Source organism: Pseudoalteromonas sp. C12FD-1, from assembly GCF_037414265.1.
Classification (GTDB): Bacteria; Pseudomonadota; Gammaproteobacteria; order Enterobacterales; family Alteromonadaceae; genus Pseudoalteromonas.
Genome location: NZ_JBBEVD010000063.1, coordinates 51,608 through 66,830 on the forward strand (window position 1 = coordinate 51,608; position 15,223 = coordinate 66,830).

Annotated in this window: 19 protein-coding genes and 1 riboswitch; of the genes, 7 read left to right on the forward strand and 12 right to left on the reverse strand. The window is 40.9% G+C overall.

What is annotated here, in order from left to right; translation table 11 throughout:
- Positions 1-14 precede the first annotated feature (14 nt).
- The 5 genes from WDB87_RS08770 to WDB87_RS08790 are packed head-to-tail and all read right to left on the reverse strand — an operon-like array spanning position 15 to position 1,808.
- Positions 15-605 (reverse strand): SAM-dependent methyltransferase, encoded by a 591-nt coding sequence (locus WDB87_RS08770; protein WP_337849661.1) that lies wholly within the window; start codon positions 603-605, stop codon positions 15-17.
- A gap of 9 nt (positions 606-614) precedes the next feature.
- Positions 615-1,010 carry a hypothetical protein gene (locus tag WDB87_RS08775; RefSeq protein WP_337849662.1) on the reverse strand — a complete coding sequence of 132 codons (396 nt, stop codon included), beginning with the start codon at positions 1,008-1,010 and terminating at the stop codon, positions 615-617.
- A gap of 2 nt (positions 1,011-1,012) precedes the next feature.
- Positions 1,013-1,282 (reverse strand): hypothetical protein, encoded by a 270-nt coding sequence (locus tag WDB87_RS08780; protein ID WP_337849663.1) that lies wholly within the window; start codon positions 1,280-1,282, stop codon positions 1,013-1,015.
- An 11-nt stretch (positions 1,283-1,293) separates the two neighbouring features.
- Positions 1,294-1,587, reverse strand: a complete 294-nt coding sequence (locus WDB87_RS08785) for a helix-turn-helix transcriptional regulator (protein WP_337849664.1) — start codon at positions 1,585-1,587, stop codon at positions 1,294-1,296.
- The gene (locus tag WDB87_RS08790; RefSeq protein WP_337849665.1) at positions 1,584-1,808 is read right to left on the reverse strand and encodes a helix-turn-helix domain-containing protein; all 225 of its coding nucleotides are present in this window, start codon (positions 1,806-1,808) and stop codon (positions 1,584-1,586) included. The genes WDB87_RS08785 and WDB87_RS08790 overlap by 4 nt, the downstream gene beginning before the upstream one ends.
- Positions 1,809-1,956: 148 nt before the next feature.
- Here WDB87_RS08790 and WDB87_RS08795 point away from each other — a divergent pair, with 148 nt between their 5' ends.
- From WDB87_RS08795 to WDB87_RS08805, 3 genes are read left to right on the forward strand one after another with little or no spacing between them, the layout of a single operon-like run.
- Complete coding sequence (locus tag WDB87_RS08795; protein ID WP_337849666.1) at positions 1,957-2,577, forward strand: LexA family protein; 621 nt, start codon at positions 1,957-1,959, stop codon at positions 2,575-2,577.
- A 2-nt stretch (positions 2,578-2,579) separates the two neighbouring features.
- Positions 2,580-2,897, forward strand: coding sequence for a hypothetical protein (locus WDB87_RS08800; protein ID WP_337849667.1), 318 nt, complete (start codon positions 2,580-2,582; stop codon positions 2,895-2,897).
- Positions 2,887-3,180, forward strand: a complete 294-nt coding sequence (locus WDB87_RS08805; RefSeq protein ID WP_337849668.1) for a hypothetical protein — start codon at positions 2,887-2,889, stop codon at positions 3,178-3,180. Before WDB87_RS08800 ends, WDB87_RS08805 begins: the two co-directional genes overlap by 11 nt.
- 55 nt (positions 3,181-3,235) lie before the next feature.
- On the opposite strand, the gene WDB87_RS08810 is transcribed toward WDB87_RS08805, so the two are convergent.
- A complete protein-coding gene (locus tag WDB87_RS08810) occupies positions 3,236-3,754 on the reverse strand; it encodes a PH domain-containing protein (RefSeq protein ID WP_337849669.1) in 519 nt (172 codons plus the stop codon).
- A gap of 76 nt (positions 3,755-3,830) precedes the next feature.
- Complete coding sequence (locus WDB87_RS08815) at positions 3,831-5,051, reverse strand: tyrosine-type recombinase/integrase (protein ID WP_337849670.1); 1,221 nt, start codon at positions 5,049-5,051, stop codon at positions 3,831-3,833.
- Between the two features lie 138 nt (positions 5,052-5,189).
- Between WDB87_RS08815 and sbcB the strand changes: the two genes are divergently transcribed.
- Positions 5,190-6,641, forward strand: a complete 1,452-nt coding sequence (gene sbcB, locus WDB87_RS08820) for an exodeoxyribonuclease I (protein WP_337849671.1) — start codon at positions 5,190-5,192, stop codon at positions 6,639-6,641.
- 64 nt (positions 6,642-6,705) lie between these two features.
- Here sbcB and WDB87_RS08825 read toward each other — a convergent pair whose 3' ends face one another.
- Positions 6,706-6,915 carry a hypothetical protein gene (locus tag WDB87_RS08825; protein WP_337849672.1) on the reverse strand — a complete coding sequence of 70 codons (210 nt, stop codon included), beginning with the start codon at positions 6,913-6,915 and terminating at the stop codon, positions 6,706-6,708.
- Between the two features lie 199 nt (positions 6,916-7,114).
- On the reverse strand, positions 7,115-7,996 hold the full coding sequence (locus WDB87_RS08830; protein WP_337849673.1) for an NAD(P)-dependent oxidoreductase: 882 nt from the start codon (positions 7,994-7,996) through the stop codon (positions 7,115-7,117).
- 116 nt (positions 7,997-8,112) lie between these two features.
- Here WDB87_RS08830 and WDB87_RS08835 point away from each other — a divergent pair, with 116 nt between their 5' ends.
- Positions 8,113-8,664, forward strand: coding sequence for a glutathione peroxidase (locus tag WDB87_RS08835; RefSeq protein WP_337849674.1), 552 nt, complete (start codon positions 8,113-8,115; stop codon positions 8,662-8,664).
- Between the two features lie 301 nt (positions 8,665-8,965).
- Positions 8,966-9,946: a 2-hydroxyacid dehydrogenase gene (locus tag WDB87_RS08840; RefSeq protein ID WP_337849675.1), complete on the forward strand. Its 981-nt coding sequence runs from the start codon at positions 8,966-8,968 to the stop codon at positions 9,944-9,946.
- 67 nt (positions 9,947-10,013) lie between these two features.
- On the opposite strand, the gene WDB87_RS08845 is transcribed toward WDB87_RS08840, so the two are convergent.
- Complete coding sequence (locus WDB87_RS08845; protein WP_286244650.1) at positions 10,014-11,336, reverse strand: sodium-dependent transporter; 1,323 nt, start codon at positions 11,334-11,336, stop codon at positions 10,014-10,016.
- A gap of 138 nt (positions 11,337-11,474) precedes the next feature.
- Between WDB87_RS08845 and WDB87_RS08850 the strand changes: the two genes are divergently transcribed.
- Positions 11,475-12,218, forward strand: coding sequence for a 4'-phosphopantetheinyl transferase family protein (locus WDB87_RS08850; RefSeq protein ID WP_337849676.1), 744 nt, complete (start codon positions 11,475-11,477; stop codon positions 12,216-12,218).
- 17 nt (positions 12,219-12,235) lie between these two features.
- Here WDB87_RS08850 and lysC read toward each other — a convergent pair whose 3' ends face one another.
- Together lysC and nhaD are read right to left on the reverse strand one after the other, a co-directional pair.
- On the reverse strand, positions 12,236-13,621 hold the full coding sequence (lysC, locus tag WDB87_RS08855; protein ID WP_286244652.1) for a lysine-sensitive aspartokinase 3: 1,386 nt from the start codon (positions 13,619-13,621) through the stop codon (positions 12,236-12,238).
- A gap of 74 nt (positions 13,622-13,695) precedes the next feature.
- A riboswitch (Lysine riboswitch) is annotated at positions 13,696-13,868 on the reverse strand.
- A 98-nt stretch (positions 13,869-13,966) separates the two neighbouring features.
- Positions 13,967-15,214 (reverse strand): sodium:proton antiporter NhaD, encoded by a 1,248-nt coding sequence (gene nhaD, locus WDB87_RS08860; RefSeq protein WP_337849677.1) that lies wholly within the window; start codon positions 15,212-15,214, stop codon positions 13,967-13,969.
- Positions 15,215-15,223 lie beyond the last annotated feature (9 nt).

Here is a 15,223-nt window from a genome sequence, read left to right on the forward strand (position 1 = left end):
TAGTGTCCTTGGGGTTAAATTACAAAAAGTTCGGGGGCTAGCTCGTAGCCTTTGCAAAATACAAAGTGGGCGTATTCGGTTGAATCGGTTTTACTTGGCTTTTGCGGGTCAAAGCCTGGGCGTTTGCTATGCACATAAACCGCCGCTAATGGCAGATTTTGCCACATGGGTTTGCGCTTCTGACTACCTAACCAATTAAGGCGTTGCAGCATAATGACCAAACCGCCATTAGGAACCATTTCAAGGGCATGTTCTGTAAACGCTTGCGCTACGTTAAACGGTGGGTTAGTGATAATTACGTCGTGATAATTTGGCGTTGGATTCGTTTTCAAAAAATCACAACCTCTAATAAGAGCACGTGAGTCTTCGCGAATATCCCAGCTATCAACAATAGTAAAGCCGTGCTTTTCTAATACGGTTGGGTAGCTCATTGGATATTGCTCACACCCGCCCGCACTTGGGTCGAGTATTCTTGGGTATGTTTGTTCGTCAAAGTTAAAGCGGCAGTTTTCACTAAATGCTGCTAAAAAATCTTCAATTAGCCAATGCGGTGTTACGTAGTAATCATCTGCATTGCGCTGGGTTCCGCGATTAGTTGAGCTCATGATCAATCCTTAGTGTGAACTAACGGTTAAGTGTGAATAGTCGGTGCTGGTATTTTCACGCGGGGCGTTTTGCAAAAACTTAGCCGGAGCCATGGCGTTGGCATCGGTGAATGCTTTAACCAGTTCTTGTAACTGCAAAATGGCTTTGTGAATTTTTAAGCGAGTATCGGCGTTAAAATTGGCAAAGCCTTTTTCAAGATCATGGCGTTTTAGGCCTGCAGCAAAACACACTATTGTTCGCTCTTGCTCGCTCAACACTTTAGTATATACGTACTCTGGTGTGTGGCGTTCGCTACCCATTAGCGCTTTTATTTCGGCAAGGCCTTTTGGTATGTGGCGCCCTTCTACTGCTTTTAATGGCGCTGGTTGTGCGTTATTGGTGTGTTTAACAAGTGCATTAGCCATGGTTATACTCCTTGTGCATGTTGTGGTTTAGATAGGGCTTGCGTTTTTAACCAGTACACGGCTTTTTGTATGGTTTGGTTTTCGTTGCCGTGGCAGTAAATAGGTAATGGCAACTCGCCAACAACGGCTTGTAAGCACGGTTCAAATTCAACTGATTGACAATTAACGGCTTCTTTGGTGCTTATTTGGCACGTAAGTAAATACTCAGCTTTGGCGGCTAAGTTAGGTAATGCGTTATACGTGGCTTGGTTAAATATTTTGTATGTGCTCATTGCCTTTGCTCCTAGTTATTAACTTGCTGTTGGTAGCTTTTTCTAAACGCGATTAGCTCGTTAATGCGGTAGTAGTTGGTTTTGCCAAACTGCACTGGCTTTGGGAAGTCTTCGCGCTTGGCAAGTTTCCACATTTTTGCACGGCCACACCCAAGCACTTCGCAGGCTTCGTCGGTTTTTACTAGGCGGTCTTTTTGCTCTTCAAGCTCAGCGCGTAGCTGGTTGTTTTCTTGCAGTAGTGCAAACAACACGGCTTTTGCGTCTGGGTGAATGTCTAGCAAGATTATTTGTTGCTCTGTGCTCATGCTGCATCGTCCTTGTTTGCTTTTTGATGATCGGCCAGTAATTCATGTACCGTTACTTCACCGTTTGTTAGTTCTGAAATACGCGGTATGTATTTCGCTGGGGCTTGGCCAAATTTATTAATCCAATCCCAAACAGAACCTTGAGACACACCAAGCTCTTTACCGAGCTTTGTTTGCCCTCCAATAATTTTTACTGCTTTTTTGATGTGAGAATCTTTCATTTCCAAGCTCCAAACTGTTTATAACAGTATTAAATACTGACAATAACAGTTTGTCAACACCGTTAAAAACAGTAATACTGTCCTAAATAGTAACGTTTGTACTATTTAGTTTATGTATTTCATTGTTTTATAAGTAATAAGGATATTTATGTGTATTGGAAAAAGAATTAAAAAAAGAAGAAAAGAATTAAACTTAACTCAAGTTCAGCTTGCTGAGAAAGCAGGGATCATTCAGCAGTCACTTCAAAAAATTGAAAACGGCACTACAAAAAACCCACGAAACATACAGGCATTAGCCAATGCTTTGGATTGTGCTCCAGAGTTTTTACTGTTTGGAATTGGTGAAAACGAAAACAGTAACGTTGCACCAGGGCCAACACTTAAAGCGTCGGTGCCATTAATCAGTTGGGTGCAAGCAGGTGCGTGGTCTGAAATAAACGAGATACGCGAGTTTGAAGCCGACCGTTACTTATGCCCCGTAAAATGCAGTGATAAAACCTTTGCGCTGAAGGTGCAAGGCGTAAGCATGGAACCTAAATTTTATGACGGTGATTTAATATTTGTAGACCCTGAAGCTGAGTGCATACACGGTTCTTATGTGGTCGCTCGTTTAGACGATAATAACGAAGCAACCTTTAAGCAGCTAATAATTGAAAGCGGCCAAAAGTTTTTAAAAGCCGCCAACCCCAATTGGCCTGAACAACTTATACCAATTAATGGTAATTGCACGTTAGTTGGAAAAGTTATATTTACAGGAAAGGCGCTTTAACAATGGATAATCTACCAACTAAAATTAAACTTTATGCTGAAGTCCCTGTTGACGAGATAAGTGAGTTTTACAACAAGCGAACTAACAACGCCTTATGCCCTATTTGCAAAACAGGCAAGCTTACATTTCTAGCTACAGAGGATAACTTTCCATCAATTAGTTTGCAGGATGCTATGTATATCAATACCAGTAATGCACTAGAAAGCTACTCATTCCCTGTTTATACACTTATTTGTGAGAATTGCTCTAGTCAGCAGACTATAAATGCAGCTTTCCTTATTAAGAAAATGGATTTTGAAGGAAGTGATAATGAAAGCTAATGTTACGCATTTATCTGAAATTAGTGATAGTATAAAAAACAGGTCAGGCAACGGTGGCGGTGGAGATATGGAAAGCAGAATTGCAAAACTTGAATCAGACGTTGAATATATTAAACGTGATATGACTGATGTTAAAGCTGATATTAAAGACATAAAAAAAGACTTAACTGATATCAAGGTCATGATCCCACAACTACAAGTTAAAATGCTTATTTGGGGCGTTGGTATTGTGTTTTCTGCCGTTGGTATTGGCCTTACTGCCGCACGCTATATGTTTAGCTAATTACTGATAAAAAACAGACACAAAAAAAGCCCGCTAAATGCGGGCTTTTTAGTTATTATATTCTTTGCATTAACACTGCTTTTTTATCGTTAAACTCTTGTTCGCTTAATATTCCTAGCTCTTTTAGTTCTCCGAGTTTTTTAAGCTGCTCATATACGTCTTCTTTTGGCTCTGCTGTTTCTGCGCTTGCTATAGGCTTTGTTGGTACGCTGCCTGCGTTTTCTTGTGCTTTTTCAATTTCTGTTACTAGTTTTTCATTATCTGCTTTATTCACGCTCTTGAATTCTATTTTATTACCTGAGCTGTAAATAAATATTGTGTGTTTCATTAATCCTGATTGGCGCTCTAATGAATTAATGTTTTTTAATGGTACTGATTCTATCACTTCACCCATTATGCCTTTTCGGTAAAATACTACTCGCTCTGGTGTTACTAGCAAAACACCATTGTGCTGCCTATCACTACCGTTTCCCATTGCGCTGCCAATATAACCTTCACTCCATGCAATTACTTTTTCATTTTGCTTAAGGTGCGACTCTTTAAATTTAACTACGTGCTTTGACTCTCTTGACATGCCTTATCCTTATATTTTCCATAATGTTACAAAGGTATAGATTAATTTTTCGTTCAGGTTTTAACAAGCTGGGGATTTATACAGCTTTATTAAGTTCACTTTTAATTGCATCTTCAATCAGCTGACAGTATTGGTCGTAAGCTTGCGCCTGTTCTTTTATCCAGTCGTGCTTATTGTATACGGCCATTACTCCGCGCATGGTATGACCTAACATTTTTTCGGTTACGTGTGGTGCGACACCATTTTCACTTAGTAATGTTGATAGTGATCGGCGGGCATCATGTGGCAGGAACTTGGGCATTTTATACTTAGTAAATAGGTGATCCCACATTCGGCAGCAATATCGGTTTATGCTGTGCGTGGTCATTGGTTTTTGTGGGTTGTTACCTGGTATTAGGTAGCCGTTTTTACCATACACCATGGCGAGTGTGTTTAATATGCTGTGCATTTTTTTAGATATGGGCCTACGAATTGCTTTGTTGGTTTTTGAGTTTTCGGGTGGTACGGTCCATATGTTGTTGGCAAAGTCGAAGTGCTCCCATTTAGCCAAGCGAACTTCTGATTGCCTAGCGCCTGTTATATAAATTAGCTGCAAACATGCTTTGGTTGCTGGCGTGGCTTTTGAGCTTTCTATTTGTATCCACATTTTTGCTATTTCATCAAAGCGCATTACGCGCTGGCCTATTGATGCTTGTTCACCTACGTCGTTTACATTTAAGGTTAGTACTGGGTTGAATGGTTTTACTTCGCCGCGTTTTTCAGCCCAGCCTATTATTGATTTTATTCGTACCAGTATTGTGCCTGCAGTTTTAGCACTACCTTGTGCTTTTATATCGTCAAAATAGTTGAACCAGTCTTTAATGGTCATTAGGTCGAGTGGTTTTGTTTCATCATTTAAAAGCGGCACTATCCATTTGCCCACTTGGTTTGTGTATAAAGTTTGGGTTTTTTGTTTTAACTCGGGTACTTTTTTATTTAGCCAGTCGGTTGCTATTTTTGCCATGGTTGGCAAGCCCTTGGCTTGGTTGCGCATTAATTTTAGTTCTATGCGTGGGTCTTTTCCTTGGCTTATCCAGTTTTGAAAATGAGGAATGTATTCTTGCGCTTCTTTTATACTTAGCCCCGGGTAACGACCAAGTGAAATTATTACTTGTTTGCCACCCACTCGACAACGGTACTGCCATGTAATTGTGCCTTTGGCTGATACTCTTACACTTAAACTATCTCTATGCGATAATACGCACGGTGTTTGATTTTTATCTAGCAGCTTTCTTAATTTGGTGTCACTTATCGCCATTTAATTTTTTATACACAGTTAGCAAAAAATTTATACACGATACTATACACACAATGTGCATATTGCAATAAACATAAGAATACAGCAGTATACAAAAGCACGTTAAAAACCCGCATTATATAAGGGCTGAAAGACTAAATGAGCGAACCAACATACTACGAAAACCAACCCACGATATACTGGCACGATTATGAGACCTGGGGGGCGAGCCCTCAAAAAGATAAGCCGAGCCAGTTTGCGGGAATTCGTACCGATCTTGATTTAAATATAATTGGCGAGCCGCTTATTGAATATTGTAAGCCGCAAGCGGATTACTTACCGCACCCTGAGGCATGTTTAATTACCGGTATCACACCACAAGTGGCGATGAAAAAAGGCTTGGTTGAAGCTGAGTTTATTGCAAAAATTCATGCCGAATTTAGTGCGCCAAACACCTGTGTGGCTGGTTATAACAGTATTCGCTTTGATGACGAAGTAAGCCGTTATAGCTTTTATCGCAACTTTTACGACCCGTACGAGCGTGAGTATAAAAACAATAACAGCCGCTGGGATATTATTGATTTAGTACGTGCATGTTATGCGCTGCGCCCTGAGGGCATTGAATGGCCGTTAAAAGAAGACGGCAGCCCGAGCTTTAAGCTTGAGCATTTAACGGTAGCTAATGGCATTGAACACGCCGCTGCGCACGATGCGCTAAGCGATGTAACTGCCACTATTGCACTGGCTAAACTTATAAAAGAAAAACAACCAAAGCTTTATAACTTCTTTTTTGGGCTGCGGAATAAAAAAGCCCTTGGCGATTTAGTTGATGTATTTAACATGACGCCGCTGGTACACACATCATCGCGTATTCCTGCAACGCAAGGCTGTACTACGTGGGTAGCACCTATGAGCTTTCATCCGGGAAATAAAAACGCCGTTATATGTTTTGATTTAACCCAAAACCCGCAAGTACTCATTGATTTAAACGTAGAAGAGTTGCGTAAGCGTTTATACACCAAACGCATTGATTTAGCCGAGGGCGATTTACCTGTGGGTTTAAAGCTGGTGCATTTAAATAAGTGCCCTATTTTAGCGCCTGCTAAAACGTTATTGCCTGAAAACGCAGCCCGTTTAGGCATTGACCGTGAGCAGTGCCTCGCTAATTTAGCTATTTTAAAAGCCAATACCGAGCTTCGCGATAAAGTAACTGAGGTGTTTAACGAAAAAGGCGATTACAGCGCGACTACTAACGTTGATTACTTACTTTACGATGGTTTTACAAGCCATGCCGACAAAGCTAAATTTGCGATTATTCGCGATGCTAAACCAGAGGAACTCGCTGGCTTAAATTTAGATTTTGAAGATAAAAAGTTCAATACATTACTGTTTAGATACCGTGCACGAAACTGGCCTGAAACGCTAAACCAGCAAGAGCTTGACCAATGGCGTCAGTATTGCCAAAACAAGCTAATGCACGGGGAAGATCAACCCTCAATAAGTACACAAGATTTTATGATCACTCTTGAAAACTTGGCGCATGAGCACGACGACAGCGAAAAGAACCTGACCATTTTAAAGGCACTATATAACTACGCACAGAGCATGTAATTTGCTGTAGTTTATATAACGCATGAAAAACGCGACCCTTTAGCAAAATAGGGTCGCGTTTTTTTTAAATATCTATACCACTCCAAACAAAACCAAATTTTTGCACAAAGAGAAGTGAATGAGGAGTAAATGAGAAAACATAAAGACCTACAACAATCTTTTTAGAACTATTACTGCCTCTATAGCGAAGCGCCTCATAACCTCTTCGAGAATAAATCACTTTACGGGCTCTGCCCGTCACGCCAGCAAGCTGCGCGTCTACAAGTAAACCCACATCCACACCTGCGCGGTAGGCGTAAAGATTGCTCACGTGAAAAGCGAAGCTTTTAATTGCTAAAATAAAGCACAATCCACAAAGAGAAGATAATGAGGAGTAAATGATAAAACATAAGCCAATAATAACTTTGCCTAATCACTTCCTCTATAAGCGCAGCGCCTCATATTCTCTTTGTGAATCATTCACTTTAATTACATTATTTTTTATGTAGCGCTTCTATTCGTGCAAGTAAGCTTGATGTGTCGTATCGGCCGCCGCCGAGTGCTTGTACGTCAGCGTAATATTGATCAACCGTTGCAGTCATCGGTAACGTAGCGCCATTGTTTTTAGCTTCATTAAGCGCGATGCCTAAATCTTTGCGCATCCAATCTACGGCAAAACCAAACTCGTACTCACCTGCCCACATTGTTTTATAGCGGTTTTCCATTTGCCACGAACCCGCAGCCCCTTTTGAAATGGTTTCAATTACTTTTTCACCATCAAGCCCTGCTTGTTTGGCAAAGTGTAAGCCCTCGGCTAAGCCTTGCACTACGCCGGCAATACAAATTTGATTAACCATTTTACATAACTGCCCTGCCCCCACATCGCCTAATAATTGGCTAAAACGGCTATATGCCGCCATTACAGGTTGCACTTTAGTGAAAACAGCTTCGTTACCGCCTGCCATGACTGTAAGCACACCGTTTTCAGCACCTGCTTGTCCGCCTGATACGGGCGCGTCTATAAAATCGATATTTTGCAACGCTGCTTTTGCAGCTACTTCACGGGCTACTTCGGCCGATGTAGTGGTATGGTCAACTAAAATGCTATTAACGGCCATCCCCGCTAAAACACCATTATCGCCATAAACAACCGCACGTAAGTCATCATCATTACCTACACACATAAATACAATATCAGCATTATTAGCAGCTTCTCGCGGCGTGGTGGCCAAGCTTCCTGCAAACTCATCTACCCAACTTTGCGCCTTTGCTTGAGTACGGTTATATACACACACATTAAAGCCCGCTTTTGCTAAATGCCCTGCCATTGGGTAACCCATTACCCCTAAACCTATAAATGCAACATTGATTGACATAAAAGTGCCTTATTTTCCTGCTAACTTAGAAACTATGCCCGATTATGTCAATCGGCTGCTTAAAAAGCGAATTAAGTCTTTATAAATTTCCAACGTAAGGAAATAAGTAGGTAACCATGGATAGTATTTATCAATTTAGTGCCCCTTTATATAACAGCGAAAGCTTTGCGCTTAGCCAGCTAAAAGGCAAAACAGTACTTATTGTTAATACAGCAAGTAAATGTAATTTTTCGGTGCAATTAAGTTCGCTAGAAAAGCTCTATCAAGAATATAAAAACAGCGGTTTCACTATATTAGCGTTTCCGTGTCATCAATTTGGCCAAAACGAGCCGCTTGATAACCTCGCGATTAAAGACTTTTACCAAGGACAATTTGACGTTTCGTTTAAAGTGTTTGGTAAGGTAATGGTAAATGGGCCCGAGGCGCATCCGCTGTTTAATTATTTAAAGTCGCATACCCGTGGTATTTCTCAAAACCGCGCAGTAAAGTGGAACTTCACCAAGTTTTTAATTAACCCACAAGGCCAGCTCGTTGCACGATATGCGCCGCGCACCAAGCCCGAAACGCTTAAACAGGTCATTGAGGCAAACTTACCTAGCGCAGTGAGCGCTAATAGTTTAAATAACACTAAAATAATACCCAACTTTAATGCTTTAAAAGGTGTTTAATTATTCTAAATCAATAAACTGGTGGTTACTCAAGCATGCTTTATTAAACTAGTTTAAGGTTATGTATAACCCAATCCGCAATAATGCCTAATCATTTTTAGGGGCTAAACGTGTCGCTATCTGCGTTAAAAAACTCTCATTTACGACTGCATGGATGCACAAGGTAGAGCAATGCAGGAGCAATTGCCGAGAACAACTAAATAGCGATTTTTTGCCTTGTTATCAACACGTTTTTCCATCCTCAAAATAGATCACTTGATTATGCGAATTGGTATAACAGCTAAGCTTTGGAGTAAATAACATGAACATTGCTTTTTTTAGTACGCAAAAATACGAACAGCCTTTTTTTAAGCGCAGTACTAACAAATACCCTCAAATAGAGATTTGTTACATTGAGCAAGCACTTACCGAGCAAACAGCACTGCTTGCTAACGGGTTTGATGCGGTGTGTGTATTTGTAAACGACACGGTTAGTGCAGCCGTAATAGAGCAATTGTCAGAGCTTGGGGTGAGCACTATTTTACTTCGCTGTGCAGGGTTTAATAATGTTGATTTAACTGCCGCCAAAGCCCACAACATAAAGGTATTACGAGTACCTGCATACAGCCCAGAAGCCGTAGCTGAGCACTGTGTTGCACTTATGCTTACCCTTAGCCGTAAAACACATAAAGCCTATAACCGCGTACGCGAAGACAACTTTGATTTAAACGGTTTATTAGGCTTTAACTTACATGGCAAAACAGTTGGAATTATAGGCTGTGGTAAAATTGGCCTTGCACTTTGTAATATTTTAAATGGCTTTGGCGCGCATGTTTTAGTGTGCGACCCTTATGCAACACCTGGCAACTACACCATTACCGATTTAAATTCGCTGCTTACTCAAAGCGATATAATTTCACTGCACTGCCCACTGAATGAGCAAACACACCATTTAATAAACGACGATGCATTTAATAAAATGAAACCTGGAGTAATGCTAATTAACACTTCGCGCGGTGCGCTACTTAATAGCAAAGCCTGTATAAATGCGCTTAAAACTAAAAAGCTAGGGTACTTAGGGCTTGATGTGTACGAGCAAGAGTCGGAGCTATTTTTTAAAAACCATAGCGATGAGATAAACCAAGACGATATATTCTCGCGCTTAGTGAGCTTTAAAAACGTATTAATAACTGGTCATCAGGGATTTTTTACCCAAGAAGCCCTTACCGAGATTGCCAATACCACCATACAAAACGCAATAGAAATTAGTGAGCACAAACCTTTAACTAATGAGGTGCTATAAAGCCGTTGCCCGTAAATTTAGCTTTACCCGTTTTACTCTATTTATAACGGGTAAAGCTTAAAATACTTTAGCCAAACGCAACGTTTGCAAAAACAAGGGTCATTAATATCGGGCAAACAAAACGAATGTATTGAGCAAACCAGTAATGCGTGCCACTGCTGGCTTTATGAAGCTTATTACCGCGTTTCCACATCCAACCTGCAGTTATAAAGTAAAACAGCCCCATAAGCGGGAGTTGGTATTGGGTAAACAGCATAATTACTAAACCAAATAACCACTCAAAATTTAATATAATGGCACTTGCGCATACAAGCACAACTAAACTTACAGCCCACGTTGCTTTAGTACGATCTACGCGGTGGTTTTCTACTAAAAACGCAACCGGTATTTCTGTAGTAGAAATAGTAGATGTCACTGAGGCAATCGACATTAGTACAAAAAACAACAAACCTATAAGCAAACCTATTTCGCCCATGGTGCTAAATAACTCAGGCAAAATAGCAAATATCAGCTGCCCTTCGCCAATTAGTTTACCACCACTAAACACCTCTACCCCGTTATGCTGTGCAACATAAATGGCAGGCACTATCAGTAAACCGGCTAAAAATGCCACGCTGGTATCAAGCAGTGCAACGCTTGCAGTTAGTTTTGGCAGGTTTGCATCTGGCTGTAAGTACGAGCCATAAATCATCATGCAGCCAACCCCTAATGAGAGCGAGAAAAACGCCTGCCCCATTGCTGCAATAATTAAATTTGGGTCAAGCACTTGGCTAAAATCAGGAATTAAATAAGCGGCAAACCCTTCGCTGGCGCCTTCTAAACTGGCGATATAAAAAATTAAACCTATTAGTAGCACCAATAACAATGGCATTAAACGGCGCGACCAAGTTTCAATCCCCGATTTAACCCCTTTTAAAATTATACTGGCAGTTAAAATAAGCATAAGCGGCGTAAATATAAAATTTCGCACCATAGAGTCGCTGTGTAAAAACTCGCTTGCTGCGCTAAAACCAAAAAATGTAGTAATAGGCTCTATTGCGTAAGAGAGCATCCACCCAGCTACAATAGAATAAAAGCTAAGCATAACCACAGCGCCCGCAAGGCCTATATACCCGGCGGCAGCCCCTACTTTTTTGTTGGTGTTTTGCCACGCATTACCCAATGCTTTTACTGGGTTTGCTTGCGCTTGGTGGCCTAAATAAAGTTCGGTATAAAGCGCAGGTAGCGCAAGTAAAAATATAACAACAAAGTAAACCAATAAAAATGCGCCGCCACCATGGTTGGCCGCCTGAGTAGGAAAACCCCAAATATTACCTAAACCCACTGCTGCGCCTGCAGCGGCTAAAACAAAACCAAATCGGCTTTGAAATCCATCACGCACTTGTGCCATACATCTACAAATTCTGTTATTCTTTGATTATTGTGAATTAAACCATATTTAATGCCAACTGAGTAATAAAATTGCTGTTGGCATAAATAAGCGCTGTTAACCGCTCATAATTACAGCACTCACTTATTTTAAGCGCGTATGACTAACCACTTTTTTAAAAACACCCTAAGCATTGCTCCCTCTTTTTATAGCGATTTACCCCCTAGCAACAATACTATTTTAGTGTTTAATGCAAACACGCTTAATGTAGAACTCCTCGATTTAACCCAGTACCTAAGCCCGTTTGAGATAAGCGTTATAAATCGCCGTAAACGCATGCAAGCAAAGCAAGAATATGTAGCATCGCGCATATTGCTAAAGCAGCTTGCCAAGCATACCCAGCCCCAATACGCGCACGTACCGCTTAATAAAATGAGCACCCTCTTTAATGAAGAGTGCTCAAAGCTGCAGCTCCATATAAACCGCAGCGTTATTAATACCTGTATTTCGCACTCTCATGGCTTAGTTGGTGTAGCTCTTAATGTTACTAAGGCTGAATTTGGGTTTGATATTGAAAAAATAAGCTTAAAACGCCCATTCGAAAAGCTCGCAAAGCATTTTTACAATAAGGCTGAAATTGACTTAATTACCGCCCCTTTGGCTATAAAAGAGCAAGCCGACTGCTTTTTTAGAATTTGGACCTTAAAAGAGGCACTCGCTAAAGCAACAAGCCGCCCAATAGCGCAATTGCTTAGCCCAAATGTATTTGATGAATTATCTTTGTTAAACCTTACAGCATCGAGTAACACCATAATGGTTGCCAATGAGGGGTTTGATATAAGCGTGGCGCATAAAAAAAGCACCGACTGGCGGTGCTTTATGCTTAAAAATTTAGATACTTAATTACTTGGCATATAAGCTTAGGCAGCGCTTTCTAATAAGCGACTGTGTATTGCTTGCACTACGGTATCTGACTCGCTTTGCTCTACTAAAAAGCATAAATTGTGCTTACTTGCACCATGGCAAATTAATCGAATATTAAACTCTTTTAATACGTTCATTAAGTTCATTTCGTGCTGGCGTAGCTGTATTTCTGAGCCTATTAGCGCCACTAAGGTTAAGTTATTTTCAACCGACACATGGCAAAATTCAGCTAGCTTATCTAAACACGCTTGCTCAAGCTCAGGGCGCGAGGCATTGGGTGCGTTATCTAAGGTAATAGCAACACTAATTTCTGAGGTAGTCACTAAATCTACCGATATATTAAACTCACTTAAAATTGTAAATACTCTGGCCAAAAAGCCACTTGCTAATAGCATTTCAGGGCTTTTAAGCGTGAGCAATATTTGGTTTTTACGTTGCGTTACAGCGCGTATACCCGGCTGCTGTGACTTTTCACGCTCAATCCACGTGCCACCGCGCTCTGGCTCGCGGCTAGAGCCTACAAATACATTAATATGGCTACGGCTGGCTGGTAAAATAGTGGCTGGGTGCAATACTTTTGCGCCAAAGGTGGCCATTTCTGCGGCTTCGTCAAAGCTTAAACGGGCAATTGGCGTTGCCTTTGCACATAAGCGTGGGTCTGTGCTAAATATACCCACTACGTCGGTCCAAATATGTACGCTTTTAGCGTTAATCGCCTCAGCAAGTAATGCTGCGCTGTAATCTGAGCCACCACGGCCAAGCGTGGTTGTTTGGCCAAATTCGTCGCTACCAACAAAACCTTGAGTCACAATTACTTGCTCATCTAATAACGGAATTAAAATCTCTTTAGCCGCTTGCGCTGTGGCTTTAACATTGGGTGTTGCTTTACCAAACTGGCTGTCGGTTTTAAGTACTTTACGTACATCAAAACGGTCGGCATTTAAGCCTTTTAAACGTAGCACTTGCGCAAATAAGTACGACGATAAGCGCTCACCAAAACTAAGTAGCTCATCGTGCTGCTGATCCGTTGTTAGTGTTTCAAGGGCTAACGTTTGAAACGCTTTTAACGTTTCGTTAAAACCTACGGCTAAATCGGCATCAAGCGAGAGCTCATCTAAAATTGCTTGCTGAATAGCTAGCACGCCGTCAATGTGCTCTTGGCGCTGCTCTGGGGTAATGCTTGATTTACACAGTGCAACTAAGTGATTAGTTACGCCGGCGCTGGCGCTCACTGCTACAATACGCACGCTTTTATCTGCAACAATAATTTCGCTACAGCGACTCATCGCTTCAAAGTTTGCAACACTGGTTCCGCCAAATTTGGCAACGATGTAATCTGATTTTGCGCCTGGTACTGTTTGTGGCACTGATTGGGTAGTCATTTAGTCTCCTTTCGCGGTATTTTAACCGCTAAAAAACAAGAAGAACTTGGCAAAGGAATGCATTTGATGTGTCCGCTGCCAGAAGCTCTCCACCTATATTGGTGACAGTTTTGAGGATTCAGCCCCATAAACCGAAAAACAATAGCGACGTACCATTGTTTTTCTCGGCGAGTACTTCCCTCTTTAATGGTTATGGGCGTTCGTCACCTACCATTAAATACCTAAGTATCGCACCTCTTCTGAATGTTTTATTAACCGCTGGCTAATAAAACAAAGCCCCGCTAATTAGCGGGGCTTTGAAAGTTATCGTTTAGACGTCTAGGTGTCAAGCATTTATAGTAAAAATTAAACAAAACCACCCATAAAGTAAGCGCCTGCATAACCTACGGTATAACAAATTAATAATTGCAGCGATAATTTAAAGTAGCTCGTAAAAGTAAGTGCTTTAAGTTTGCTCATGGCAATAATACCCGCTGCCGAACCAATTATAAGCATTGACCCACCTACACCTGTTGCATAGGTAAACGACAACCAATGTTGCTGGCTCATTACTATATCTGCTTTTAATAGCGCAGCAGTAAGCGGTACGTTATCGACCCCTGCAGATAGTATTCCCATTAAATAGTTAGCGTACTCAGGTGCCATTACTGTATATAAATCGGTAAATTTACTTAAAATACCAATTTCTTTTAATGCGCCAACAAGTAAAAGCACCCCAACAAAAAACAGTAGTGTGTCGTATTCTATCTCGCGAACAAAATCGATGATGTCTTTGTTTATGTCTTTTTTACGCATTAAAAATTGCGCCACTAAAAACATAACCGATAAACCAAATAAAAATGTGAGTAGCGGCGGTACGCTATAAATTACGCTAAGGGTTAAAGTACTTACCACGGTTGATAAAAATATAATGGCAATAGTGATGTCGGTTTTTTCTATACGTTTTTTTTGCGAGCCCACAAACTCTATTTGCCCTTTCATACCAATAGAGAGTAAAAGCGCTAATAGCATTACACTTATAAACGCTGGCGCTATGAGCAGTAATAAGTTTGCAATAGACACTTTGCCGTCCAAAAATATCATTAAGGTGGTTACATCACCGGTTATTAGCGATACACCGCCAGAGTTAACCCCAAACACAATAAGTGTGGCGTATTTAATCAGCTTTTTAGCTTCCAGCTTTAACGACATAACCACAGCAAGTGATATAAGCGTAGCGGTCACATTGTCAGAAATAGACGAAAACAAAAAGGCAAAGCCCCCCACTAAAAACATAAGTTGTCGTTCACTAATGCTTTTAGGCATAACCCGGTGCACAATGTTTTCTATAAATCCTTTTGAATTTAAATACGCAACAAAGGTCATGGCGGCCATTAAAAACAGCCATAGCGAGGCTATTTCTAATATGTTTTCGTTAAGAAGGTGCTGAATAGTTGCAGGGCTTTGCCCATGGAGTGGGTTAACAAAAAGTATAATCCAACAAAGCGTGCCAAAAAAGAGTGTAGTTTTGGCTTTATTTACGTGAATTATATCTTCTATAACGATCAGTAAAAAGGCAATCGCTATTAGGGTTAAAATTATCGAGGGGAGCATGGTAGTTAA

What these genes read in the sequence shown, in the direction of transcription:
- sbcB (WP_337849671.1), top strand. Translation starts at nt 5,190, where the DNA reads ATGAGCGAACCAACATACTACGAAAACCAACCCACGATATACTGGCAC.
- WDB87_RS08845 (WP_286244650.1), bottom strand. Translation starts at nt 11,336, where the DNA reads ATGGCACAAGTGCGTGATGGATTTCAAAGCCGATTTGGTTTTGTTTTA.
- WDB87_RS08780 (WP_337849663.1), bottom strand. Translation starts at nt 1,282, where the DNA reads ATGAGCACATACAAAATATTTAACCAAGCCACGTATAACGCATTACCT.
- WDB87_RS08815 (WP_337849670.1), bottom strand. Translation starts at nt 5,051, where the DNA reads ATGGCGATAAGTGACACCAAATTAAGAAAGCTGCTAGATAAAAATCAA.
- WDB87_RS08830 (WP_337849673.1), bottom strand. Translation starts at nt 7,996, where the DNA reads ATGTCAATCAATGTTGCATTTATAGGTTTAGGGGTAATGGGTTACCCA.
- WDB87_RS08805 (WP_337849668.1), top strand. Translation starts at nt 2,887, where the DNA reads ATGAAAGCTAATGTTACGCATTTATCTGAAATTAGTGATAGTATAAAA.
- WDB87_RS08850 (WP_337849676.1), top strand. Translation starts at nt 11,475, where the DNA reads ATGACTAACCACTTTTTTAAAAACACCCTAAGCATTGCTCCCTCTTTT.
- WDB87_RS08795 (WP_337849666.1), top strand. Translation starts at nt 1,957, where the DNA reads ATGTGTATTGGAAAAAGAATTAAAAAAAGAAGAAAAGAATTAAACTTA.
- nhaD (WP_337849677.1), bottom strand. Translation starts at nt 15,214, where the DNA reads ATGCTCCCCTCGATAATTTTAACCCTAATAGCGATTGCCTTTTTACTG.
- WDB87_RS08775 (WP_337849662.1), bottom strand. Translation starts at nt 1,010, where the DNA reads ATGGCTAATGCACTTGTTAAACACACCAATAACGCACAACCAGCGCCA.
- lysC (WP_286244652.1), bottom strand. Translation starts at nt 13,621, where the DNA reads ATGACTACCCAATCAGTGCCACAAACAGTACCAGGCGCAAAATCAGAT.
- WDB87_RS08840 (WP_337849675.1), top strand. Translation starts at nt 8,966, where the DNA reads ATGAACATTGCTTTTTTTAGTACGCAAAAATACGAACAGCCTTTTTTT.
- WDB87_RS08800 (WP_337849667.1), top strand. Translation starts at nt 2,580, where the DNA reads ATGGATAATCTACCAACTAAAATTAAACTTTATGCTGAAGTCCCTGTT.
- WDB87_RS08790 (WP_337849665.1), bottom strand. Translation starts at nt 1,808, where the DNA reads ATGAAAGATTCTCACATCAAAAAAGCAGTAAAAATTATTGGAGGGCAA.
- WDB87_RS08770 (WP_337849661.1), bottom strand. Translation starts at nt 605, where the DNA reads ATGAGCTCAACTAATCGCGGAACCCAGCGCAATGCAGATGATTACTAC.
- WDB87_RS08810 (WP_337849669.1), bottom strand. Translation starts at nt 3,754, where the DNA reads ATGTCAAGAGAGTCAAAGCACGTAGTTAAATTTAAAGAGTCGCACCTT.
- WDB87_RS08785 (WP_337849664.1), bottom strand. Translation starts at nt 1,587, where the DNA reads ATGAGCACAGAGCAACAAATAATCTTGCTAGACATTCACCCAGACGCA.
- WDB87_RS08835 (WP_337849674.1), top strand. Translation starts at nt 8,113, where the DNA reads ATGGATAGTATTTATCAATTTAGTGCCCCTTTATATAACAGCGAAAGC.